The 25101-nt window shown below is 41.9% G+C and carries 14 protein-coding genes and 3 pseudogenes; 9 read left to right on the top strand and 8 right to left on the bottom strand.

From position 1 onward, the window contains the following. Positions 1-38: 38 nt before the first annotated feature. Positions 39-1268, bottom strand: coding sequence for a cation:proton antiporter (locus AC6IZ0_RS04025; protein WP_271734585.1), 1230 nt, complete (start codon positions 1266-1268; stop codon positions 39-41). Between the two features lie 350 nt (positions 1269-1618). On the opposite strand from AC6IZ0_RS04025, the gene gnd reads away from it, so the two are divergent. Then, positions 1619-3049 (top strand): NADP-dependent phosphogluconate dehydrogenase, encoded by a 1431-nt coding sequence (gnd, locus tag AC6IZ0_RS04020; RefSeq protein WP_497725180.1) that lies wholly within the window; start codon positions 1619-1621, stop codon positions 3047-3049. Between the two features lie 197 nt (positions 3050-3246). On the opposite strand, the gene patX is transcribed toward gnd, so the two are convergent. Continuing rightward, entirely contained in the window at positions 3247-3480 is a 234-nt protein-coding gene (gene patX / locus AC6IZ0_RS04015) for a heterocyst-inhibiting protein PatX (protein ID WP_271734583.1), read from the bottom strand. Between the two features lie 106 nt (positions 3481-3586). Beyond that, positions 3587-5342: pseudogene (locus AC6IZ0_RS04010) on the bottom strand (FAD-dependent oxidoreductase). 132 nt (positions 5343-5474) lie between these two features. On the opposite strand from AC6IZ0_RS04010, the gene AC6IZ0_RS04005 reads away from it, so the two are divergent. From AC6IZ0_RS04005 to hetR, 4 genes and pseudogenes are all read left to right on the top strand, one after another. Continuing rightward, positions 5475-6521 (top strand): zinc-dependent dehydrogenase, encoded by a 1047-nt coding sequence (locus AC6IZ0_RS04005; RefSeq protein ID WP_497725179.1) that lies wholly within the window; start codon positions 5475-5477, stop codon positions 6519-6521. Positions 6522-6640: 119 nt separating this feature from the next. Next, positions 6641-7879, top strand: a complete 1239-nt coding sequence (locus AC6IZ0_RS04000) for an inorganic phosphate transporter (RefSeq protein ID WP_497725178.1) — start codon at positions 6641-6643, stop codon at positions 7877-7879. A gap of 1542 nt (positions 7880-9421) precedes the next feature. Then, positions 9422-11935, top strand: coding sequence for an EamA family transporter (locus tag AC6IZ0_RS03995; protein ID WP_497725177.1), 2514 nt, complete (start codon positions 9422-9424; stop codon positions 11933-11935). An 861-nt stretch (positions 11936-12796) separates the two neighbouring features. After that, positions 12797-13696 (top strand): annotated as a pseudogene (gene hetR / locus AC6IZ0_RS03990) (heterocyst differentiation master regulator HetR). A 499-nt stretch (positions 13697-14195) separates the two neighbouring features. Here hetR and AC6IZ0_RS03985 read toward each other — a convergent pair. Beyond that, a complete protein-coding gene (locus AC6IZ0_RS03985; protein WP_271734573.1) occupies positions 14196-14816 on the bottom strand; it encodes a hypothetical protein in 621 nt (206 codons plus the stop codon). Positions 14817-15635: 819 nt separating this feature from the next. Between AC6IZ0_RS03985 and AC6IZ0_RS03980 the strand changes: the two genes are divergently transcribed. Then, a complete protein-coding gene (locus AC6IZ0_RS03980; protein WP_497725176.1) occupies positions 15636-16577 on the top strand; it encodes an N-acetylmuramoyl-L-alanine amidase in 942 nt (313 codons plus the stop codon). A gap of 88 nt (positions 16578-16665) precedes the next feature. Here AC6IZ0_RS03980 and AC6IZ0_RS03975 read toward each other — a convergent pair whose 3' ends face one another. Beyond that, positions 16666-17643: a CHAD domain-containing protein gene (locus AC6IZ0_RS03975; protein WP_497725175.1), complete on the bottom strand. Its 978-nt coding sequence runs from the start codon at positions 17641-17643 to the stop codon at positions 16666-16668. A gap of 440 nt (positions 17644-18083) precedes the next feature. Here AC6IZ0_RS03975 and argJ point away from each other — a divergent pair, with 440 nt between their 5' ends. After that, positions 18084-19352: a bifunctional ornithine acetyltransferase/N-acetylglutamate synthase gene (gene argJ / locus AC6IZ0_RS03970; RefSeq protein ID WP_497725174.1), complete on the top strand. Its 1269-nt coding sequence runs from the start codon at positions 18084-18086 to the stop codon at positions 19350-19352. Between the two features lie 100 nt (positions 19353-19452). Here the strand turns inward: argJ and AC6IZ0_RS03965 are convergent, their stop codons facing one another. Continuing rightward, the gene (locus AC6IZ0_RS03965; RefSeq protein ID WP_497725173.1) at positions 19453-20772 is read right to left on the bottom strand and encodes a proton extrusion protein PcxA; all 1320 of its coding nucleotides are present in this window, start codon (positions 20770-20772) and stop codon (positions 19453-19455) included. A gap of 87 nt (positions 20773-20859) precedes the next feature. Between AC6IZ0_RS03965 and AC6IZ0_RS03960 the strand changes: the two genes are divergently transcribed. Together AC6IZ0_RS03960 and msrA are read left to right on the top strand one after the other, a co-directional pair. Next, positions 20860-23007 carry a recombinase family protein gene (locus tag AC6IZ0_RS03960; RefSeq protein WP_497725172.1) on the top strand — a complete coding sequence of 716 codons (2148 nt, stop codon included), beginning with the start codon at positions 20860-20862 and terminating at the stop codon, positions 23005-23007. A gap of 127 nt (positions 23008-23134) precedes the next feature. After that, positions 23135-23803: a peptide-methionine (S)-S-oxide reductase MsrA gene (gene msrA, locus AC6IZ0_RS03955; protein WP_271734566.1), complete on the top strand. Its 669-nt coding sequence runs from the start codon at positions 23135-23137 to the stop codon at positions 23801-23803. 59 nt (positions 23804-23862) lie between these two features. Here the strand turns inward: msrA and AC6IZ0_RS03950 are convergent. Then, positions 23863-24484 (bottom strand): annotated as a pseudogene (locus tag AC6IZ0_RS03950) (4Fe-4S single cluster domain-containing protein). Between the two features lie 153 nt (positions 24485-24637). Next, positions 24638-25093 (bottom strand): cupin domain-containing protein, encoded by a 456-nt coding sequence (locus AC6IZ0_RS03945; RefSeq protein WP_497725171.1) that lies wholly within the window; start codon positions 25091-25093, stop codon positions 24638-24640. Positions 25094-25101: the final 8 nt, after the last annotated feature.

Raw genomic sequence — 25101 nt, 5'->3', positions numbered from 1 at the left:
TCCTTATTGCATCAGGGGTTTTAAACCCATTTTTGTCATCATTCTCCTGTTTGTGTTTGTGGCCATTGCTCCAACATTCGGTGCACAATCAGAGGCGTGGCGACACTAGTCAAACCACATACAACAACCATAGCAGCAAATACCTGTGGAGAAATTACCCAATTTCCTAATGATAGACCTCGTTGCATGATAATTAGGGTAATTTCGGCTCTGGGAACCAAACTCACACCTAGTAATGTCGCTCCGACCCATCCACTCATAAATACAGCAGGTACTGTAGCACCAATAATTTTACCTAGTACGGCTACAATTAACAGAGCGCCACCCAGACCGAAAGCCGTTATTAAGGCGTTAGGTTCAATTTGCAAACCGATACCAATAAAAAAAAACGGCACAAAAAATTCATAAAGTGTACTGAATGAAGTATCTAATTTGACAGCTTCAGGGTCGCGGCTAAACACGAGTCCAGCAAAGAATGCGCCGATGGCAACGGAAAATCCCAATAAACCAGCGATCGCAGCAATCATGAATCCAATGCTGGCAACAGTCAACATTGGATCTGGGGGTTTTTCTATTCTCCTGAGAAAAACTGTAACTGCCTCCTCACAATACCTGGAAAATACATAACAGATAGTGGCAAATAATATAGATTTCAGCAAGAAACCTCCTGCTGTTTTAACTATAACGGGTAAGATAGAACCGTTAGCACTCTCTTCTAACATAGGTGCGATCGCAAACAGCAATGCCATCAAAATCACACCGGAAATATCATCCATTTCGGCTACATCTAGCATTAGCTGACCGTTGGGGGAGTCTGTCGCTTTCTGTTCCTGCCAAACCCCAACGGCTACCCCTACACTGGTAGCGGTCATGGCAGTACTGACAAACAAACTGGAAATTAAACTTAGTTGCAGCCACCAGTAGCAGACAACAAAAGCAAGTGAGCCACTCACTAAAACATCACCCGCCCAGACGATGCTGGCACGGTAAAGTTGGCGGATTAGTCCGGCTAGGTCACTTTCTAATCCCACTCGGAATAGTAAGATAATGATGCCTAATTTTGCCAAGAAGTCAAAAATTTCTTCTCCCTCTGGGGAAAGGATATGCCATTGATGATCAATCAGGCGCAGGACAAATCCTACTACTAAATAGCCAACCAAAGCAGGAACACCAATGCTTTCTAAACCAGACTTGATGAAAATGGCGATCGCAATTGCTATACCCACCAGTAACACCAATAATGGTAGTGCCTGTAAGGATTCATTCATATAGGCTGTCCTGACTGTTTTTGATTTGTTGACCTTCTACTATGTCTAAAGCAATGGAGAGGGTTAACTCATCCTCTATATGAAAGAAATTGATTTAATCAACTACCCCGCCCCATCAGCTGATGGGGAATTCCCCGAGTTTAGTTAACATTGTCATTTCCTGATTTTGTACTTAAGTAACAAGTATACAAAATTGACTGGAATACTGAGAGTTGCAACAACTATTTCCTTGTGTTAATTATAGATTCTCACTGTTTATTCAAGTCTTAAGGTCTTCTTTAGGAGATCAGCCAAAATCTCGGTCTACCCTAAAGATAAAAGGATCTGCAAGAGTTAGCCAAACATAATTTATGACACTACAAAGCTTTGGTGTGATTGGATTAGCCGTAATGGGTGAAAATATAGCTCTTAACGTCGAGCGTAATGGCTTCCCAATTGCAGTTTATAACCGCTCCAGAGAAAAAACCGACGCGTTTATGGCGCAGCGTGCACCAGGAAGGAACGTCAAAGCCGCCTTTACCCTAGAAGAATTTGTTGCATCATTAGAACGCCCCCGCAAAATCCTGGTGATGGTGCAAGCTGGTAAGCCAGTAGATGCAGTAATTGCCCAACTCAAACCTTTACTAGATGAAGGCGATATCATTATCGATGGTGGTAACTCTTGGTTTGAAGATACAGAACGCCGGACTCAGGAATTAGAACCTGTGGGACTGCGGTTTATTGGTATGGGTGTGAGTGGCGGTGAAGAAGGCGCTTTGAATGGCCCTTCACTTATGCCTGGTGGTACACCCAGCTCCTATGAATATCTCTCCCCAATTTTAAACAAGATTGCCGCCCAAGTCGATGATGGCCCTTGTGTAACCTATATTGGCCCTGGTGGTTCTGGCCATTATGTCAAAATGGTACACAACGGTATTGAGTATGGTGATATGCAGTTAATTGCAGAAGCCTACGACCTGCTGAAAAATGTGGCTGGGTTAAGTGCAAGTCAGTTACATGAGGTGTTCACTGAGTGGAACACCACCGATGAACTTAATTCCTTTTTGATTGAGATCACATCTAATATTTTCCCTTACGTTGACCCCGAAACCAAGAAACCCTTGGTAGATTTAATTGTTGACGCAGCTGGTCAAAAGGGAACTGGACGTTGGACTGTACAAACTGCTTTGGAATTGGGTGTGGCTATTCCCACAATTACCGCAGCAGTTAACGCCCGCATTATGTCTTCTATTAAAGATGAACGGGTAGCAGCATCTCACAGCCTCACAGGTCCTAGTGCTAAGTTTGATGGGGATGTGAAGGATTTTGTCAATAAGGTGCGTGATGCTCTTTATTGTTCTAAAATCTGTTCTTATGCTCAGGGTATGGCGCTGTTATCTACAGCTTCCCAGACTTATAAATGGGATTTGACTCTGAGTGAAATGGCTCGGATTTGGAAAGGTGGCTGTATTATTCGTGCTGGCTTCTTAAATAAAATCAAGAAGGCTTTTAACGAAAATCCTGCATTACCTAATCTGTTGTTGGCTCCCGAATTTAAGCAAACTATTCTCGACAGACAAGATGCTTGGCGGGAAGTGATTATGACAGCTGCAAAAGTGGGTATCCCAGTACCTGCTTTTAGTGCATCCTTGGATTATTTTGACAGCTATCGCCGCGATCGCCTACCCCAAAATCTCACTCAAGCGCAACGGGACTACTTCGGCGCACATACTTACAAGCGTCTTGACAAGGAAGGAACATTCCACACTGAGTGGGTTCCGATTGCTGAAGCCAAAAAGTAAGTTCTCCAGCCTTAACCAGATTATCTGGTAACATACTTAAAAGTGACTCTGAACTTCAGAGTCACTCCGTATACATACATATCAGCGCTTCATCCCATCATTCAGTATTTACCCCTACCAGACAATTACCGCAGGCTTGTTGAGGATTTGATCCGGGTGCTTTTCACTTCTGACCGAACAGATAGGCCACTCTTCGGTCAACCATCAATACCCTGCTCTTCTATGCTATTGATACGCCCACTACCCCGGTGTGGTATGGGTTTTTCTCGGTCATTAGCTCGCGCTTGATATGCAGATGAATCTGAGTAGAACTGTTGCGAACTAGAAGAAAATAACAACATCTCAGATGAGAGATTTGCCTTTGCCTGGTAGCTAACAGCTAATACACTGAAAACCAAACTCGGAACCAAAAGTGAAATCGTAGCTCCCATAATAGATGTTTATTTTAGGACTCTCTGACTAATACTACTGTTTTTCTGGTAGAGTTTCCGGAAAAATCCTCAAAAGGTAGTCAGCTTTACTGAAAAAAAAATCAGTTTAGGATATGTCCACTTCTTCAGCTATTAACCAATAACCAGCATGATTTAAGTGACCCCAAATAGTTAGGGGTTGCCCATCTATTAACCTTTGTAGTTTTTCCGCTATGGGCGATCGCAAGGTCACAATCTGCCAAGTTTGACCATCATAGTCATCTGGTGTTGTCATGGTAAATTGGTAATCCTGCTGATTTCGCCCCTGAAAAATACCTGTAAAACAACTTACACTGTGTGTTAACACTTGTTTACTCTCTAAGTAAATAGGGTAATTTCCACTGAATGGATAGGCTTGAGGTTGATTTAAATAATACAATTGCCAATTTATCCATGCAGGATTTTGGGCTGATATATCTAAATTAAATAAAGGTACAATAGCCCCAGGCGCTTGCAAGTCTGTTAACAGAGCAATTTGCAGTTGTCTCACAGGTAAATCCCTCGGTCGACAATTCAACTCCACACACATAGCTGCAGCCATTCCCGCAGCTTGACCAATACCCATCACCACAGGTTGTAATCTAGTAGCACCATTGGCAATGTGAGATACAGAAATATTCTTTTCACAAACCAATAAACCATCTGTGATTCTGGGGATCAAGCACCCATAGGGAACAGTAAAGGGTGTACCAGTCCAACGCCCCCCCCAGCATATAGATTTAGGTTGCAGTGGTAAATTGAATCCAGGATAATGATGGTCGTTAGCGTAATTACCCACAGCAATGGTATCGGCACACAAAGGGGCGACCCTACCCCCAGACATGGGTAAAATATCCTGTTCTACCACAGTAGTTACCCCCACCAAGCGGCGACTTTCCCGGTAGTAAGGATGCAAGGCAAAAGCACCACAGTTACCCGGAAAAACTGACTTAGCCAAACCATAGCGCCTACCCAAGTTTTTTTGGATAAAATGAGCAAAATTTTGGCTATGCCAGCGACATTCTTGTAAAAATTCTTTTTTATCTGCTTCTGATTCGATTAATCTTCCTACACCTTCGCCATAGTCATTACCACATATAGGCCAGTTGATCATAAATCGACCACCCGGCAAACGTCCATAATTTAAGAACTTCTCAGCCCCATAATTATCCCAAGCACCGGCAAACAAGGCCGGATCATAATTGGGGGATCGGATAATTTCCGGAGCAATACTTTCACCAAAATCTTGCATCACTACCACCCAAGTAGGGGCTTGCACCGGATACCTTTGTGTGACATAATTAAAATACGCTGGGGCGCTGCTTTCTCCCCACTGAGATTGTAATTCCCAGCCCCAACGGTGAGGTATTTCTGCTAAAGCCAATAAATCCCCCAATTCTGTACCGTCAAGAATTATCTTGGCAGTAACTGTGAAGTCGGCAAACCGCGCACCAGTTATACAATTCCCCTGCTGCAATACTTCTTTTGGTACCTGTCCAGAAATCCAATGCAGATTCTCTAATTCTTCCACCCAATCAGTAAAAATCTTGGCTCCAATGCCGGGATCATAGCTAAAAAAGCTCACCCAACTATTATCTAATCCCCCCGGCTGTCGCCGCCGTAATTCTTGTAAAAATGCGCCCCATAAGCCAGTTTGAAAAGCCATTAACTCATTCCCATCGGGTGCAGATACCCCTGCGGATGTGAGCATTCCCCCTAACCAAGGAAACTCACTGACTAAAATGGTTTTTGCTCCCCTTCTTGCTGCTTGAATGGCCGCCGCAGTTCCCCCAGTTCCTGCCGCCTACAACTAAGACATCAGCTGTATATGTCTGATGAACCATCACTCCACCTCGGTCAATTTTTCATGATTTTATTTCATTGGGAAAATTTAATCTTAAAAGGGAGGATGACAGTTGATTATTTAAGCTCGACTAAATGTTAAATCTAATAAAGATGAGTGGGAAAAAACAAAGGTGAAAGCACAAGTATTTAGAGGTGTCAATCAACTATCATACGAAGAAATCCCTGTCCCGAACCTAGAACCGGATGAGGTGCTGGTACAGGTGAGAGTTGTGGGGTTGTGTCAGTCAGATATTAAAAAAATTCGTTATCCTTTGTATGCACCACCGCGGATATTTGGTCATGAAACAGCCGGAACTATTGCCGCTGTAGGTTCTCAGGTACAATCTTGGCAAGTAGGACAACGGGTAGCGGTGATGCACCATATCCCCTGTATGCGTTGCTCCTACTGCCTCAATGATAATTTCTCTATGTGCGATGTTTATAAAAATATCTCTACCACGGCCGGATTTAATGCTAGCGGTGGCGGTTTTGCTGAGTATGTCAAGGTTCCCGGACATATTGTCCAGAATGGGGGGTTAATTCCCATTCCCGATGAGATCAGCTTTGAAGAGGCGAGTTTTGTAGAACCGACTAACTGCTGTCTCAAAGCTGTGAAAAAAGCCCAAATTGCTCCGGGACAAACTGTTCTAGTAACAGGTGCAGGACCGATTGGGTTAATGTTTGTCATGTTGGTTAAGTATTTTGGGGCGAAAGCGATCGCCACTGATTTATTACCATCGAGAATTGAGAAAGCCCTGAATGTGGGTGCAGATGCGGCTTTTGATGCGCGGGATCCTGATTTACCAGGGAAAATTCACGCCTTGACTGGGGGGATGGGCGTTGATGTGACTCTCTTAGCGGTTCCCAGTGATAAGGCTTTCTTTCAAGCCTTGGAATGTACCCGCAAAGGTGGTAAAATCCTATTCTTCGCCGAATTTCCCGATCAAGTAGAAATTCCCATTAACCCGAATATTCTTTACCGTCGGGAAATTGACTTGATGGGTAGTTACAGTTCATCCTATCGGCTTCAGGGTTTATCAGCGGATATTGTGTTTAATCGGCGTATCGATGTCCAAGCCTTGATTAGCGATCGCTATCCATTACAAGATTTATCAGCAGCCGTAGCACAAGCGATCGCACCTACACCAGAAACATACAAAATTTTAATTTATCCGTAATCCGGGCAAACAAGATAACAGCAGAAAATATTTATAGCGCTGCTCGTGATTTGAGGATAGTCCCTTGCTATTGATTGATCACAGAATCGCTGTTTTCTTTCCATCTACCCCCTCCCTAAATGTCCATTACCTTAATTTTCATCGCCCTACTAGCCTTTTACGTCGCCTGGAATCTCGGCGCTAATGATGTCGCCAACTCCATGGGAACCTCTGTAGGATCCAAAGCTATCACCCTAAAACAAGCAATAATTATTGCTGGAATTTTAGAGTTTACGGGCGCTGTATTATTTGGGCATGAAGTATCCCAAACCTTAGCCACGAAAATTGCTCATCCTGCTTTATTCACTGCTACACCAGAAATTTACATAACTGGTATGGTAACAGTCTTAATTACCTGTGGTTTGTGGCTGCAAATTGCTACCTCTCGCGGTCTACCTGTAGCTTCATCTCATGCAGTGGTCGGTGCGATCGCCGGATTTAGTTGGGTAGCTGGGGGAGGAAGTGCAATTAATTGGTCATCCATTGGCTTAGTCAGCATAGGCTGGATTTGCACACCAATTATTAGTAGTGCCATTGCGGCTTTATTCTACAGTCAAATTAAGCACTGGATTTTACAACAACCAAATTCAATAGCACGGCTAAAACAGTGGATTCCCTGGTTGAGTGTAATTATACTCAGTATATTTGGTGTAATTGTTATCCCTTCCTTAACGGAACCCCTGACCAACTACTTAAATCAGCAAGTAGGTTTAAACCTACCCAGTTATGACATTCCCTTATTTACAGGTGCTGTTGCAGCTGTTGCACTCACGGTGATTAGTTGGCGACAGTTAGCAGCACAGGGAGCAGAAGTAGAACGCCTATTCGCTCGCTTTCAAGTTCTCAGTGCTTGCTTTGTCGCCTTTGCTCATGGTTCTAATGATGTGGGTAATGCCATAGCTCCTTTAGCTACTATCGTGTATATTAATCTCACTGGTAGCGTACCTATTAATGGCATCACCATCCCCATCTGGATTCTAATCCTTGGTGGTGCTGGTATTGTCGCCGGTTTAGCTGTGTGGGGTGAAAAGGTAATTGCTACCATTGGCGAAAATATAATTTCTTTACAACCTAGTAGTGGATTTTGTGCCGAACTTGCAACCGCTACTACCATCCTGCTAGCCTCTCGGTTAGGCTTACCTGTATCCACCTCCCATGCTCTTGTTGGCGGTGTGATTGGTATTGGAATGGTGCAAAATACCAAATCAATTAAATTTCGCACTTTACAAGATATCGCAGTTGCATGGATAATTACAATTCCAGTGACTGCAATCCTGAGCGCTGTCATCTTTAGTACAGCCAGGATTGTATTCCTATAATATATAGAAATCCGTTTTGATTTCTGAATTGATTTGTCTAGGTAGGGAACAGGGAACAGGGAATAGGGAACAGGTAACAGGTAAGAAGAATTGCCGTTTGTACTGAGTCTTGTTCAAAAATCAAAATAGAAATCCGTTTTGATTTCTGAATTGATTTGTCTAGGTAGGGAACAGGGAACAGGGAATAGGGAACAGGTAACAGGTAAGAAGAATTGCCGTTTGTACTGAGTCTTGTTCAAAAATCAAAATAGAAATCCGTTTTGATTTCTGAATTGATTTGTCTAGGTAGGGAACAGGGAACAGGGAATAGGGAACAGGTAACAGGTAAGAAGAATTGCCGTTTGTACTGAGTCTTGTTCAAAAATCAAAATAGAAATCCGTTTTGATTTCTGAATTGATTTGTCTAGGTAGGGAACAGGGAACAGGGAATAGGGAACAGGTAACAGGTAAGAAGAATTGCCGTTTGTACTGAGTCTTGTTCAAAAATCAAAATAGAAATCCGTTTTGATTTCTGAATTGATTTGTCTAGGTAGGGAACAGGGAACAGGGAATAGGGAACAGGTAACAGGTAAGAAGAATTGCCGTTTGTACTGAGTCTTGTTCAAAAATCAAAATAGAAATCCGTTTTGATTTCTGAATTGATTTGTCTAGGTAGGGAACAGGGAACAGGGAATAGGGAACAGGTAACAGGTAAGAAGAATTGCCGTTTGTACTGAGTCTTGTTCAAAAATCAAAATAGAAATCCGTTTTGATTTCTATTTTGATTTGTCTAGGTAGGGAACAGGGAACAGGGAATAGGGAACAGGTAACAGGTAAGAAGAATTGCCGTTTGTACTGAGTCTTGTTCAAAAATCAAAATAGAAATCCGTTTTGATTTCTGAATTGATTTGTCTAGGTAGGGAACAGGGAACAGGGAATAGGGAACAGGTAACAGGTAAGAAGAATTGCCGTTTGTACTGAGTCTTGTTCAAAAATCAAATAGGAGTCCTATATATTATTCTTTATTTATGTTCATCAAATGATACTTATCTACCTTCTACCTCAAACTCATGTTGCTACAACGCCAAAAGCAGAATGTGTTTTTGCAGAATAACAGTTAATTGATTAAAATAGTTTATAGAGGATAATTATACTGGGAATTTCTGGTGATTACGAGTTTAATAGATATTAATAATGTGACTTATCACACAAGATACATTCAGACAAAATTAACATACAAGCCCATAACTTTTTTCATACGGTGGTCTTAATATACTTACTCATAAGTTGTTAGGAATTACTGTTACTGCTAAAAAAACAGTATTTATATGCGGTATGATGTTTTTCTGTCATCAATTCTCCGTAGAGAACCGTTAATTTAGATAAGTCTGTCATGAAAAGCAGTTCTGTGATAGTGAAGATAACAGAGTATAGTATGGCTGTTATGTAAATAAATAAATTTAGATACTTTGCCAACCGGGCACTCAGCATGACAAAATTACCTTTAGGTCTACAGTTTCTACGAAAGTTTTCAGCCAGTCTGACAAAATCCAGAAACTGAGTATGAGTACCAAGCCAGTTGACAAAAAGGAGCTTTATCTTCCAGGTGTTAGAGGTGAGAAGCTAATGGGGCGATTTGAGAAGCGACCAGACAACCAGCGAGTTAGAGGTGATCTATCCAGAGCAGCAGAGACAGCTTTATGGGCTGTAGTGGAGGACTTAGAAAGTCTCCAGCAAAATGTGCTCAGATCCTTACAGGAAGAAATAAAACGGCTTCAGGCGGATAAAAGTCGTTTATCTGACGAAATTCAGCAGTTATTAGAGGAAAAAGAACACTTACAAAAGGTACGGCAAATCACCGAACAGCAAGTGTTAATCCGTCAGTTATCAGAAGCCTTAGCAAAACATATATCTTCGCAACTGCAATTATCACTGGCCAGTTTAGCTCGCAAATCAGTAGAAGGTGATTCTCAGGAAACACCTGCTATTCAGTCAGCAGGGAACAACAGTCAGAATGTTGAACAGATGCTTGCTACTTTGAATGATACCCTGATTATTAGCCTTAACTCCTTACAACAGGATCTGAAAAGTTATCAAAATCATCTTTCTCAACAGTTGTCTCAAGTGCAGAGCCAACAGCAGCAAGGGGAAGTGATGGCACAGGAGTTGATTAATCATCTGCGTGCTGAACTGGTCAAAACCATGGAGGAAATCTCTATATCAGCAGTCAAAGCATCACCTCCTGCCATTTTACACCCATCGGAGTCACAGCTACCCCGTTCTTCTCAGACACATTTACAGTCAGGAGTAATCGAGACTAGCAACAGCGACCCAAGTTCTACTGGAGATTTATCAGAAAGTAACAATATTGATCTTTCTACACTAGGTTTATCGTCGAACACAATATCATCTCTAGAGACTAAACCAAATTCTCTACCCGATAGAGATGTGTCTGAACCTGAAACCCCATCACCACCAGAGGTGAGGGAATCGAGTTTATTAACTAGTACGGAACCTTTGGAACCTGAAACCCCATCACCACCAGAGGTGAGGGAATCGAGTTTATTAACTAGTACGGAACCTTTGGAACCTGAAACCCCATCACCACCAGAGGTGAGGGAATCGAGTTTATTAACTAGTACGGAACCTTTGGAACCTGAAACCCCATCACCACCAGAGGTGAGGGAATCGAGTTTATTAACTAGTACGGAACCTTTGGAACCTGAAACCCCATCACCACCAGAGGTGAGGGAATCGAGTTTATTAACTAGTACGGAACCTTTGGAACCTGAAACCCCATCACCACCAGAGGTGAGGGAATCGAGTTTATTAACTAGTACGGAACCTTTGGAACCTGAAACCCCATCACCACCAGAGGTGAGGGAATCGAGTTTATTAACTAGTACGGAACCTTTGGAACCTGAAACCCCATCACCACCAGAGGTGAGGGAATCGAGTTTATTAACTAGTACTTTATCTGAACCCAAGACTAAAACCCTTAGTTCTGAACCAGCAACTAGTCCAGAAGTAAAACCCCCATCACGACGGTCACTTAGCTCCCGCAGGTTTTCGCCAGTCCAGGTCGGTTTCTTGCTGGTTGTGTTGTCAACAGTCGTATCATCGCTATACAACATAGTCATCAAGTGGATGTTTTTTAAACCTCAGGACAATTTGGGAGTTTTGGAGATACAGGGAGTTATTTCGCCAACACTGGGAAATATATTTTTAATTTTAATGCTACGTCTGCTGGTAGTTGTGCCACTAATGTTGCTCTTGGCTCCCATGATGCATCCACAAGTATGGCAAGATATACAAACTCTGGTGGAATCATTAGGTGGTAACTCTACTCCGAATCGTAGTCTGAAGAAACAAAGAATTTTACAGATGTCGATCGCCAGTGGTTGTTTTCTGTTTGTATCTCAGGTGCTGATCTACCTTGCTATTGGTCAGGTAGCTACTGGAATGGCGATCGCTTTGTTCTTTGTCTACCCCATGATCAGCGGATTTCTCTCATGGTTACTGTTCGGCGATCGCCCTCATGGATTCCGATTTGCTGCTATGGTTGCTATTTTATGCGGTGAATTAATGGTTTTAGGCGGTTCTAGTACCATGGGTACGAGTATTTTTAATCTGGGAAGCACCACGGGTATTTTAGCTGGTTTAGCTTTTGCATGCTACGTGATTTTGACAAGGATATGTGCTAGTAAACTGCATCCAGTGTCTTTTACGTTAGTTAATTTTAGCACCATGTTCCTGTTGACCTTTATCTGTTTGATGCTACCTTTACCAAGAAACTTGAATATTAGTGTTGAGCCTTCTAATTTGCTGGAACTTATTTTGATTGCTTTTATTTTGGGCGTTCTAACTCTAGTAGGTTATGTCCTCAACAATGTTGGTATTCGCAAATTAGGTGCTTTACGATCAGCGATTATTGGAGCGGGTGTGCCAATTTTAACTTTAGTTTTTGCTGCTTTAATACTTCAGGAAAGCTTGGCAGTTGTGCAAGTTATGGGAGTGTTATTTGTAACAATTGGCGTAGCAGCTTACAGTTTGGAGAAAATGCTCCCCTCCCCTTAGAACTTTTTCTAGTTGGCAAAATGACACAAAGTCCAGACCTGACACAAGACTACCAGGGGAAAACCACACTAGCAGTCACGACTCCTTTAGCCTACATCCCCGATGCCCCAACGTAGCTTACTTGTGTCTTCCTTTTTTCATTTTCAGATGAATTCTTCAGTGAATATATTGAGGTTAATTAATTATATATTATATGTAGTAATATTTACTGATGTTTTTTAGCATAGTACTTTCAGAGAATCAGAGATTTATTCGGGATCATGTCCAGCCCGAAGAGCTAATGAGGCTATAAATGATCATCTTTGGGTAAATATCAGGGAAGCTTGACAAATAATTGCATATTAAGCATTTTAATGCTATTGAAGTGGGTATTGAAAATAAATTACTTTATATAAAATTAATACAAAACCAAGCCAAAAAAGAATATCATATTCTAAGAAAATAAAATGTATGTTGAACTGAGAATTATCTGCTAAATTTTAGGTAGATAACTTTACCTTAGAGCAACTGCCTATACTCCCAAAAAATGCTGAAAGTTTTAACCAACAGGGTTACAACATCTTGGCAAAGCTGCCTGTGAACCTAATGGCATCAGGTTCACCTTATGGCTAAATAAGTCCCAACCACGAATGGAAATCTGTAAACAACCAACGGATGCTGGAAGCTTATTGAATCCATGCGAGAGTTATTGTAGTCAGATATACCCACTCGATTATCATGTGCGACTCCCGAAAAATTGGGAATTCAAGGATAATAAGGATAATTAGCTGGAAACTGAAGACACTGGCGGCAATTGGATGTATAATAGTTATTACTGTGTGACTAACAAATCTGTAAACTTGCTATTCAACTGTCTGTAATATGAATAACGACATAGATCTGATTAAGCGTCTTAGCCCTAGTGCCATGGATCAGATCATGCTTTATCTGGCTTTTAGTGCCATGCGGACGAGTGGGCATAGGCATGGAGCATTTTTAGATGCAGCAGCAACGGCGGCTAAATGTGCGATATACATGACCTATCTAGAGCAAGGACAAAATCTGCGGATGACCGGTCACTTGCATCATCTAGAGCCGAAAAGGGTAAAAATCATTGTGGAGGAAGTCAGACAAGCGCTAACAGAAGGGAAATTATTAAAGATGTTAGGTTCTCAAGAACCTCGCTATCTGATTCAATTGCCTTATGTTTGGATGGAAAAGTTTCCCTGACAACCAGGGATGTCTCGTGTACCTGGGACGAGTTTGACCGGTGAAGAAAAAAGACAAATTGAGCAGAAACTACCGAGTAATCTGCCTGATGCTCAATTGACTACATCTCTTGAGTTTTTGGATCTGATTGAATTTCTACACAGGCGATCGCAAGAGGTATTGCCACCGGAGCATCAAATGCCCTTGAGCGAAGCCTTAGCAGAGCATATCAAGCGTCGGCTACTATACTCGGGTACAGTCACGCGCATTGATTCTCCTTGGGGAATGCCCTTTTACGCTCTTACCCGTCCTTTTTATGCGCCAGTAGACGATCAAGAGCGCACATACATCATGGTGGAAGATACAGCCCGGTATTTCCGGATGATGAAAGATTGGTCAGAACAGCGGCCAAATACCATGCGAGCCTTAGAAGAACTTGATATACCATCCGAAAAATGGGATCAGGCCATGGCAGAATTGGATGAAATCATTCGTGCTTGGGGGGATAAATATCACCAAAGCGGTGGGATTCCTATGATTTTGCAGATGGTTTTTGGGAGAAAAGAAGACTGATAGTCGAGGTGTTATAGCATTAACACCTTTTACTATGACAGTGGGATGTAAATATGAATACTATACTCTAAAGGTAGGGGCTGCTCTTTCGCTGCAACGCTGCTGAAGTGACTGCGCTTTTATGCACCTAGAGGGGGCGATGGCATCTAGGGGAGAACAAATAGTTTTAAGTGCTTCCCTGAAACCAGGAATCTCCACCTCTGGGGACTGGAGAGTATCAACTCTTGGCAGTGCGGGATCAAACCGGGATAAAACACTTAAAAAACTCACAAGCAAGAGCTTTTAACTTTTAGTCCTCCGTGCTAGGGAGCATACCCGCGCCTAATCTAGAGGTAAGTGAATTTATCACCAATGTCTGATATAATTAAGATAGTTTGTTACTGACAGATCCCTGATCTCATGGCATTTGTATGATGCCATTATCTGACTTTCTTCATGGGGATGGGAACCCCATCCACCATGGGGCGGGGTACTTCATACAGCTAATTTATTCGATTACTCAATAATCTACAATGGGAGTGACCTCAAAAGAAGGACTAAATTTTGTGGGAACTCTAGGCGGTGCAGATGGAGGTGAAAAGCCACTCACACTGTCACTGGCATCAATACAAGTATCCATTGCTTGGGTAGGTGCAATATCCATCACACTACGTAAACCCACCACACACTGAGCGAAACGCTCAGGTAACAAACTACGCATACAGTAATTTAAAACTCTTGTGTCTACGGTTTTTTCAGTATTAATACTGACATCAACAACACAAGTAGATAAATCTTGGGGTCGCCGGGATTGCTCACAGGAAGAGAGAGCATCTACGGCACTAATTTGAGTTTGCTGATTAATTCTCACCACGCAAGCCGATAAGTCTCTCGGACGCAGTGCTTTTGCACATCCTTGTGATACAGCTTGTTCAGTTAGTCCCAAATCCAACAGTCGAGCTGTACAGACACGATAATCATTAGCGTTAGAGACAGCCACACTGGGATTGGGGATCATCACCGCCAAAAATCCAGCTATAGCCAAAACTGGCGTTGTCAAATGCATCCTTTTACTCTCAAATCTTCCCAGAGTTGAACTACCTTGGGAGTTCCCAGCTTGACTCAATTTTTTTTTCCTCATCGCCTTTCTCCAAACACCCAAGGTTATGCTAACTCAAATTTATGCCTAGTATGGTAGCAAACCAGGAAATTTAGCTGAATTTTAATCACCCGCAGCTAAATCTTGACAGATTCTAGGGTGGCGGGGAAACAAGTTGTATTGCTTGAGAGGTTAATCCGAGACAGTTTAAACAAGGCTAAGAGGATGTTTGATAAGTTTTCAACAGGTAATTTTTATCTTAGGGAACACCGAACACACCGAACACACCGAACACACCGAACAGGGAATGGGGAACAGGGAACACACAAAAAACAATAAAATCCAGTCACCTTTCCCTTATAAAGGGAAAGGTGAGGGTGGGGTCAAACAATAGTTGATACACTAATCATGACTTGACAAACATCCTCTAAGGCTAACTTTTTTGACGGGTGTGCTAAGTTTCCCAGATTTCAATGAAAGCAGCATAAGCAATCAATTCAATATCGCCAAAATGTTAAGATTGCAGGGGATTGTTTAGAAGTTCCCAAAATTGGTTTGATTAAGGCAGTCTTTCATAGACCAATTGAGGGTAAATTCAAAACCGTTACCCTGAGCAAGACCCCTACAGATAAATATTTTGCTTCCATCTTCTGTGAGGTAGAGGGTGACTTTAGTGAACCCCTTGGAGATAAAATCCTGGGTGTTGATTTGGGATTGAAAGACTTTGCTGTGGGTATCTGTCAATCAAACCAGAAGCCTACAGTGTAGCGTCAGGTCAGTGTAGGTAGTTCACAACCTGATAATTGGCCTAGTATAACCAGAATAAATTAGAACTTAGAAGCAAAACTAGAGGTTCAACACATGAAATTTGGCATTGATATTGGTCATAATTCGCCTCCAGACACAGGTGCTGTTGGGATCAAATCTGAGGATGTTTTAAATACAGATGTGGGGAATAGAGTTATCTCAAAGTTAAGGGCTTTGGGACATGAAGTCATAGTCTGTAAACCAGATAGGTCTACTTCCGTCTCGAATTCACTGTTCCAAAGAATTAATACCGCCAATACTAACAAAGTTGGAGTTTTTGTCTCAATACATTTTAACGCTTTTAATGGTCGGGCTAATGGTACAGAAGTATTTGCAACTAGTGATGCTGGAAGGAAAATTGCTCAACCGGTGTTAAATGAAATTGTCAAATTAGGATTTTTTAATCGTGGGGTTAAAAGTGGGTCTCACTTATATGTCCTGAAAAATACTAGGATGTCTGCCATTCTTATAGAATGCTGCTTTATTGATTCACCAAGAGATATGAATATCTTTGAATCGGAGGCAACTGCTAATGCCATCGTCAAAGGCTTGACGGGTGAACTGCCTAGCACCCCTGTTAATCCGGTGCCAGATGAAGAGTTGAATATAGACACTACAGTTATCAGACTGCAGAGAACCTTAAACCAATTACAAATTACCGATAGTAATGGTAGGCCTTTGGTAGAAGATAACATCATGGGACAGGCCACAAGCTCGGCAACAGTCAATTTTCAGAATATTGTCGGACTATCACCCACTGGAGTTGCAGACACAAGTACCTGGAATGCGATTAATCTGATTTTAGCTAAACGAATAGTCAGACCTAACCACGCTGGCGGTGAAGTTGTCAGATATCTACAACACCGTGTCGGTGCTGGTGTGGATGGTATCTATGGACCCCAGACAAGAACAGCCATTAGGGCATATCAAAGACAAAATGGTTTACTTACCGATGGTATTGTTGGACAAATGACCTGGCAAAAATTAATTGGTTAGCTTCACTAGACTTACCAGCAAGCAATCAGTGGGGGCTTCCTCCACTGGGGGCAAATACAATTGTACATGTCATGGGGCAAGCAAATTCTCAATCTTGTGTAGCCATAAGGTTGAGTACTGTTAAATGAAAACTGTGGCGATGTTGAGTTTGCAAATAGCGCTCTTGCAAAGGTTGCCATTGCTGCCACATTTGATAACGATTTTCTTTTAATAAACTGGTGAGGGTCGGTAGTTGGGCATCAAGTGACTGGAATACATCCTCCAGCCACTCACCCATCACCACACTATCTTGCATCTTTCCTAATATGTCTTGGATACTTTTGACTTCCGCAACATAACCTGCGTAAGATTCACCATATAAATCACTAAATAACTCCATTTGGTAACGCAGGCGTTTGGCTTGTTTACGTAAATTGTGAATGCTCGCGCCTTTAGTTGTCAATTCCTGTTCTATGTTTTCTGCTGGCCAGTTTGTACAAACTTTTACATCTGCATCTATAATATCAGTCCCCACTAGCCACCCCGGATGTAGTAAAAAACTACTCACTTCAGGTAAAAGTAAATCCGGTAACACTTGTTCAATGCTTAGAGATGCTAAAGGTTTATAAATAGGTTGATCTAACCAAAGTAACAATCCTTGTTTGAGAGAATTGTAAGCTTCCCCTTGTAATGTTTTCCGCGTCCGCGATAATGCCTTTTGGCGTTGTTTACCTAAAACATTTAAAGCTGTTGCCAGTACTTTTTGTTCTTTGGCAGGTAAATATGGTTGGTAAAGGGTTTCTACAGTTTCTTTAAGTACATCTATATCCCTGAGATTACCTAAATTACTGGCAATTTTACTGATTTTTTTGTCACTAGCTGACTGCGGTAAATTGAGTACCAAATCAAACCTACTGATTGCAGTACGTAGGCGACGCATCCCGACTCGCATTTGATGCAATCCTTCTGGTCCCTCATCTTTTTTTACTGCTGTCTCCCATTTCACAGTTTTTTTCAGGTGTTGTTGAATTGCCTGGTAAGCATATTCCTTGATACTTTTCACTGTGGGTTTTACTACCAATGTCATAATTCAAAATCAAATACTGAGTTAAATGATTGTATATTAACATTAGTTAAAAAATTGTATTTGTATATTCTCCTTTATGAATAGTAACCAATAATACCGTTACCACTTGATGGTGTTTATTCCTAATCTGGAATTAAGAAAATTATATGTCGTTTAAGAAAATATTAACAAAATAATTGCAATCACCTGGTAATAAGCAGTTTTAGCCATATATTCAGACCTACATACCTTCGCCGTTCAAGAATATTGATACAAAAGATAAATAAAGTGTATGACACCTCATATCTAAAATGCTATACTGTGCTATGTGGATGCACCCTGATGATCTGGAGAGCTGCCCATGCGGCTCTCCTTATTTCATACCCGGCAAATATCTGGTGGTTGTGAAGAATTGGTATAATCATCGCCAGTTAATCAGCTAAGAGTGGCGGGAGAAAAAAATGGCAGATTGGCAGGAAATTAGTGGCGGTGTTACAGCTCCAAGAGGTTATCAGGCGGCGGGGATCACGGCGGGACTAAAGCCTTCGGGATTGCCAGATTTAGCTTTAATCTGGTCCGATGTAGAGGCGATCGCAGCTGGTGTATTCACCACTAGCCAAGTTAAAGCCGCCTGTGTAGACTATTGTCGCCAACGCCTACAAGCCAAACATAGCGCCCGTGCAATCCTCTGCAATGCTGGTCAAGCCAATGCTTCCACAGGTATGCAAGGTATGCATGATGCTGTAGAAAGTGCCGAAATATTAGCGCGGGAATTAAATATCTCCCCGGAATCGATTTTGCTAGCTTCCACCGGTGTGATTGGTCAACGCATGAAAATGGATGCCCTACGTGGTGGTATTCCTCAGCTAGTAGCAGCACTCTCCCAAACAGGTTCGGATGCAGCAGCCAAGGCAATTGTCACTACAGACTTGGTAACAAAATCTATTGCTTTAGAAACAACTATCGGCGATCGCCCAGTGCGAATTGGTGGTATTGCCAAAGGTTCCGGGATGATTCATCCCAACATGGCTACTATGTTAGCATTTGTGACTTGTGATGCAGCCGTTTCATCTCATTTGTGGCAACAAATGTTAAGTAGGGCTGCCGATCAAAGTTTTAATTCCATTACCGTAGATGGTGATACCAGCACCAACGATAGTTTAATTGCTTTGGCTAATGGTCAATCTCGCACACCAGCAATTACCGAAATCGGTCCAGAAGCTGAAAAATTACAGGCCATGTTGACAGCAGTCTGTCAGCATTTAGCAAAAGCGATCGCCCGTGATGGTGAAGGTGCAACCTGCTTAATTGAAGTTCAAGTCACAGGTGCTCATGATCAAGCTTCCGCCCGTCAAATTGCTAAAACCATTGTAGGTTCATCTCTGGTTAAATCTGCCATCTTTGGACGTGATCCCAACTGGGGACGTATCGCCGCCGCCGCCGGACGTGCTGGCGTACCCTTTGAGCAAGACAACTTACAAATTAAATTAGGGGATTTCCTATTATTAGAAAATGGTCAACCAGTATCATTTAACCGTGCAGCAGCCAGTGCATATTTAAAACAAACTGCGGCTGACTCTTCTGTGTATCACGACCATCTCCCAGGACAAAGAATAGATAATCCGGTCATTATTGCAGTTAAGGTTGGTAATGGACATGGTTCTGGTAAAGCTTGGGGGTGTGATTTGAGTTACGACTATGTAAAAATTAACGCCGAGTACACCACTTGAGTTAAAGCTGAGAAACACCCCGGTGCGGTAATGACTCGGTATAAAGCCTAGCTCTTGCATCTAGATTTCCCGAATTTATTACCGCAACATTGATGATTTTTTACTCATTCATATTCCGATATGTAGCCACAGCAGAAGGTGATATGCGGTTTAAATAACGGAAAATCCAGTACTTAAAGATGGTATCCAAAATCACCGGGAATGTAGCAATAAATAAGAAAATAAAATCTCGGTTAGCTGGTAAGCCCCAATGACGTGATACACTCTCTAAAATTATTTCCCAGCCATGGGGAGAGTGGAAACCGACAAAGACATCAGTAAATAAAATAATAATAAATGCCTTAGCACTATCACTTAAACCATAAACAATATTATCAAAGAAATCTTTTAACACCATAATCGAAGGCTTGCTAATCAGCAGCAAATAAATAAAAGCACCAACAGAAAAAATATCTGAAAAAACATTTTTAATGGCGTTAGCACTTTCCCGACGAAATTGTTCGGCAATTTCATGGGCTTTTTCCTCCATCTCCATTTCCATCTCTTCCCCAGATAGTCGCGGTGCGCCACTAATCAAATTTTTAAACTTGATTTTTTCTTCAAATCTTTGCATTTCTACTAATGCTTCTTCCTCCATTTCCAAGTTGAGAAATATTGGTGCTGTTTCCTCACTTCTGAAATGATTAACCAGCGGACTTACTACTAATACCTTAGATATTTGATGGGTTAAGAGAGGAACTATTATTAATAATAAAATCAATCTAATGGCTATTATGGTTCTTCTTTGATTATGACGAAAGTTTTTAATAACATCTTCTTCAGCATTGGGATCTAATTCAACTTGCAGACGACTGATTGTACCTAAAAGCGAACGGGGTAATATTCCAACTGTGTCAGATTTACCGCGCTTTTTTTGATTCTGTTCTTGATTTTGACTTGGTAGTTTTGGTGCAGATGGTTGAGAGTTAGGCGGAGTAACTTTGACTATTTGAGGCGGATTTACTAACTCCGGGTAATTGACCTCAGAATCCAAGTTCTGATATTTACAGATAACTTGATCAATGAAATTTAATTTCTCTAAAATGGCAGACGGAGTAGGATATTCTATACCGGTTTTCCTCGCAGCCCTGTGATGAGATTCATTAGAAAACCAACGACTGGCTCGAAACTCTGTCAGTCGCATCCGAGCAATTTTTAATTGTTGCTTTAAAACTGACTCAAAATAATCCATCACACTGTTACTGTAGATGTCTGAATTTATCTCTATTTTGTTCCCAGCGAAATGCTCATTTTCTACTAATTTAATCTCTAATGCAGCCTTATAAGCTGCATCCAGTGAACGCTCAGGCGTGAGTAAGTACCATCTGTAGGCAGACAATAAAAACGGGTAAACTTTCTGGCTCAAAATCGGTATTTTCATCGTCAGTAATTATTCATCATTGATGATTGATTATGATCATTAAGTTGAAATACGAAGTATAATAGCAAATCTACAAGGGGAGTATTTGTGATTTCTCATTCTATTTGGGTTGAAGGTCCTAGTCGCAGTGGTAAGACGACGCGCTTGGTAGAGAATTTGTCTAATTGGCTGCAAACTGAAAATTATAATTCCCCATTATCTGACACCGATAAACTAGGAAAGCAACCGACCCAGTCCATACAACCACTCTTACATCTGCAAAAAACACATCCGGGGGTTTTGGTTTTAGCTGCAAATAGTGATAATCGTCGTACTTTGGCTGATCAAATCGCTACAGCTACTCAGGGAAAATATCCACTTCGAGTCAAAACGATGATGGGTTTTTTTCAAGATGAAGTTATTTTATTTTGGCCTTTATTAATTGAGTCTTTAAATCTCAAAGCACAATTCCCCATAGTATTACGCCCCGAGACTGAACAAGAATTGGCTACAAAATTGTGGGGTTCCCAGTTGGATGCAGCTACTGTGCGCCGTCGTGCAGGAGTGAACGAGTACCGTTTAGTACGCCGTATCCTCGATTTACTACAATTAGCCGCTTACAGTGGTACCCGCTGTGAAGATATTAGTGAGATTTTGCAAACAGGCTTACAAGAAAATGCCATGGATTTAGATCCGGATTTTGTGGCATCTTTATTGCTAGGTTGGCGCAACTGGTGTTTAGAAAGGGGATTGCTTAGTTATGGGATAATTACTGAAGTTTATAGTCAAAAATTATTCAGCCATCCCAACTACCAACAGCACTTAAATCAACGCTATCAAGCTATAGTGGCAGATGATGTTGATGATTACCCAGGAGTAGCGCGACAACTGTTTGATTTTTTGTTGGATCAAGGTGCAGTGGGTGCATTTAGCTATAACCCAGATGGTGCATCACGTCTGGGATTGGGGGCTGACCCCGATTATTTGCAGGGTTTAGCACAGCGTTGTCAGATTCAGACATTAACTACATCACCTTTACCAAGTTTATCAGATAAACTTTTGACCCCCATGCTAGACTTAATCACCCCATCGATGATGTTATCTAGCTTACCACCACCAGCACGGCTAATTAAAACCACCTCTCGGGCTGAATTATTAAGAAATATAGCAAAGGAAATTATTCAAGCTATCAAAACTGGACAAGTTAAACCAGAGGAAGTAGCAATTATCGCCCCTGGTCTAGATGCGATCGCTCGTTATACTTTAGTAGAAATCCTCACCAAGCAAAATATACCAGTCCAATCACTCAACCACCAACGACCCCTGATTACTTCATCTGTGATTCGTGCATTACTGACCATGCTAACACTAATCTATCCGGGTCTAGGTCGCCTAGTACATCGAGATGCGGTAGCCGAAATGTTAGTTATCTTGAGTAGAAAAACAGCAGTTGTTGATCATTCTTCCTCATTTTCCCCCCGCATCGACCCAGTACGCGCCGGATTGATTGCAGATTACTGTTTTGTACCTCATCCCGACCATCCCCACTTGCTACCAGTTACCGCATTTGATCGCTGGGATCGCATCGGCTATGCCGCTACTACAGCTTATCATCAGATTTTACAGTGGTTAGAAAAACAGCGAGCTGCTTGCAGCAGCGCTACGCTATCACAGCTGCGTTTAATTTCCAATCCCATTTCTGTTTTATTCCTAGCGATTCAAGACTTTTTATTGACAAATTCTCATCTTCCCTACGACCAAATGGCAGCATTGCGCGAATTCCTAGAAACTGCTCAACACTATTGGGAAATTCATAGCCGATTACAGCAGGGGAATTCCAGCACAACCATTGCTGAATTTATACAACTACTCCGACGTGGGACTATTACCGCCAATCCCTACCCCTTGCGTCCTATTGGACCAGGTAGCAAAGCTGTTACCCTCACAACTATTTTCCAATATCGTTCTAGCAGAACATTTCACCCTTGGCATTTCTGGTTAGATGTTGGTTCCCCGTTATGGGTAAAAGGTGGTGCGTCTATGCTATTTGGGTCACAATTATTCTTACAACAGAGGTTAGGGGAACCTTGGACAGCAGAAGATGAAAATCTGCTAGAAGAAAGAAGATTACCGCATATTTTGGCAGATTTACTCTCTCGAGTCAGCGATCAACTCTATTTATGTCACAGCGACTTGGCTATAAATGGGCAAGAACAATTAGGACGTATGTTATATTTAGTACATTCTATTGGGTAAAAGTTATGGCAGTGATCAAAATGCGAATCATCCATGAGTTTTTTCCGGGTCACCCTACGTCAGTGTAGGAGTATGTCACAATATTAAGTAACGTAAATAAATTTAAGACAAATCAAACTTAAAAGCTATGGGACTATTTGGATTTGGAAAAAAACTAACTATCCCCTCTCCAGAAGAAGCTTTACCAGGAAGAAGCTCATTAATGCCAGTACCTAATGAACATTATGTGAATCACAATCCCCTCAAACCTCCTTTTCCCGCCGGATTGGAAACAGCAATCTTTGGCTTAGGCTGTTTTTGGGGTGCAGAACGCAAATTTTGGCAACTTCCAGGAGTCTACACAACCGCCGTGGGTTATGCTGCGGGTAGCACCCCTAACCCCACTTATCATGAAGTGTGCACAGGAATGACTGGTCACAACGAGGTCGTATTGGTTGTCTTTGACCCCAAGGTGATTAGTTACACTCAATTACTCAAAGTCTTTTGGGAAAGCCATAACCCCACCCAAGGAATGCGCCAAGGTAACGACACTGGTACTCAATACCGTTCGGGAATTTACGTTTATTCCCCACAGCAGAAGCAACTAGCAGAAACATCCAGGGAAGCTTATCAACAAGCTCTCAACAAAGCAGGTTATGGTACGATTACCACAGAAATCTTAGATGCCCCTGAATTTTACTACGCAGAAGCCTATCATCAACAGTATCTCGCCAAAAACCCCAATGGTTATTGTGGTCTAGGGGGGACAAATGTTACTTGTCCCATCGGTGTTGTAGAATCTCAAGTTACCGGTTAATACAAAATTAACTACTCCTTGTGGAGACGTTCCCATGAACGTCTCCGTCTTGATGATAATTATTTGCTCAAACCGCCTTGATAACCAGTCACAATCCGGCTACCATCCTTGAGAATATGTATTTCTATCTGGTCGCTAGTCCCAAGTCATCTGGTTTGCTAACTCTGGGTTAAAAACATGAACCCCTTGATTACTAGAAGAAACCAGAGACGTGGGAGAATTGATAGCTAGAGACTCCACAAAAGGCCCATCAATCAAGATATCTAGTTCTGCTAATAAGGCCTGAGAATCTGGGGGAGCAGATTCCGACTGTAATTGTTTGAGGGTGAACCCAGTAAAAGACATGATATTTAATCCCCCAGCCTTGAGCTTACGGGCCAATGCACTTAATGCGGTGGCTTGCCAAAATGGTTCTCCACCAGAAAATGTCACACCTGTATTCTGAGGTTTGCTGAGGATGTTTTCAGCAAGAGTGTCAACAGCAATTAATTGATTAATCTCAAATGACCAAGACTCAGGATTAAAACAACCAGAGCATTCACGGGGACAACCTTGTACCCACACAACAGCACGACGACCAGGACCGTTAACCTCTGACTCATCCACATAACCCATGATGTTCAGATACCCCGGGGGAATTTCTGTCGGTGCTACAGATGGTTCGGTTGATTTAGTTTCCATCTCTATTCCTCTTTATTCCATAGTAAACCAATTGTCACCACAGGCTGCTTGACTCGCTGCTATTGATTTGACTAATAGAACTGTTCTTCTTTGAGCTTCTCTCACTCTTAAGGGTAGCAAAATTTATTCACCCAAAAGCATCTCTACAGTTTTTTAATAACCCATCAACCCATCTACTCTCCCTAACACCGCCATATCCTCCCCATCTAACTCAACGGGAATACCACTACGAATTAATTCGGAAAAATCTTCATTGGGAACCATCACAGTTAAAGTATACAACCGAGTCTTACCTGTGTTCTTAATCAAATGAGTTCCAGTAGGCGGTACTAACAAACTATCCCCGGCTTTAATTTCCACAGTCTTACCATCACATATTGCTAGGGCTTCCCCCTTGAGCACAAAAAACATTTCTACCGCCCATTGATGACGATTCGGTGGTGTTTGACCCCCCGCGTCAAAAATTTCTACGCAGCAAGTGAGGGAAGTATTAGCATTCATCGAATCAAAAATAATCGCCAACCGATTAGAATCATCTGGACTAATCCGATATGTTTGATAATCTTTCGGAGACTTGATAATAGGAATTACACATTTAGTAGCGTGCATAAGCATAA

The organism is Anabaenopsis sp. NIES-4685, assembly GCF_059725405.1.
Note: the sequence above shows the minus strand (reverse complement) of the source record. Positions and strands in the feature narration are given on the sequence as shown.

Coding starts and splice junctions, on each gene's coding strand:
- AC6IZ0_RS04025 (WP_271734585.1), bottom strand. CDS start 1,268: ATGAATGAATCCTTACAGGCACTACCATTATTGGTGTTACTGGTGGGT.
- gnd (WP_497725180.1), top strand. CDS start 1,619: ATGACACTACAAAGCTTTGGTGTGATTGGATTAGCCGTAATGGGTGAA.
- patX (WP_271734583.1), bottom strand. CDS start 3,480: ATGGGAGCTACGATTTCACTTTTGGTTCCGAGTTTGGTTTTCAGTGTA.
- AC6IZ0_RS04000 (WP_497725178.1), top strand. CDS start 6,641: ATGTCCATTACCTTAATTTTCATCGCCCTACTAGCCTTTTACGTCGCC.
- AC6IZ0_RS03995 (WP_497725177.1), top strand. CDS start 9,422: ATGAGTACCAAGCCAGTTGACAAAAAGGAGCTTTATCTTCCAGGTGTT.
- AC6IZ0_RS03985 (WP_271734573.1), bottom strand. CDS start 14,816: ATGAGGAAAAAAAAATTGAGTCAAGCTGGGAACTCCCAAGGTAGTTCA.
- AC6IZ0_RS03980 (WP_497725176.1), top strand. CDS start 15,636: ATGAAATTTGGCATTGATATTGGTCATAATTCGCCTCCAGACACAGGT.
- AC6IZ0_RS03975 (WP_497725175.1), bottom strand. CDS start 17,643: ATGACATTGGTAGTAAAACCCACAGTGAAAAGTATCAAGGAATATGCT.
- argJ (WP_497725174.1), top strand. CDS start 18,084: ATGGCAGATTGGCAGGAAATTAGTGGCGGTGTTACAGCTCCAAGAGGT.
- AC6IZ0_RS03965 (WP_497725173.1), bottom strand. CDS start 20,772: ATGAAAATACCGATTTTGAGCCAGAAAGTTTACCCGTTTTTATTGTCT.
- msrA (WP_271734566.1), top strand. CDS start 23,135: ATGGGACTATTTGGATTTGGAAAAAAACTAACTATCCCCTCTCCAGAA.
- AC6IZ0_RS03945 (WP_497725171.1), bottom strand. CDS start 25,093: ATGCACGCTACTAAATGTGTAATTCCTATTATCAAGTCTCCGAAAGAT.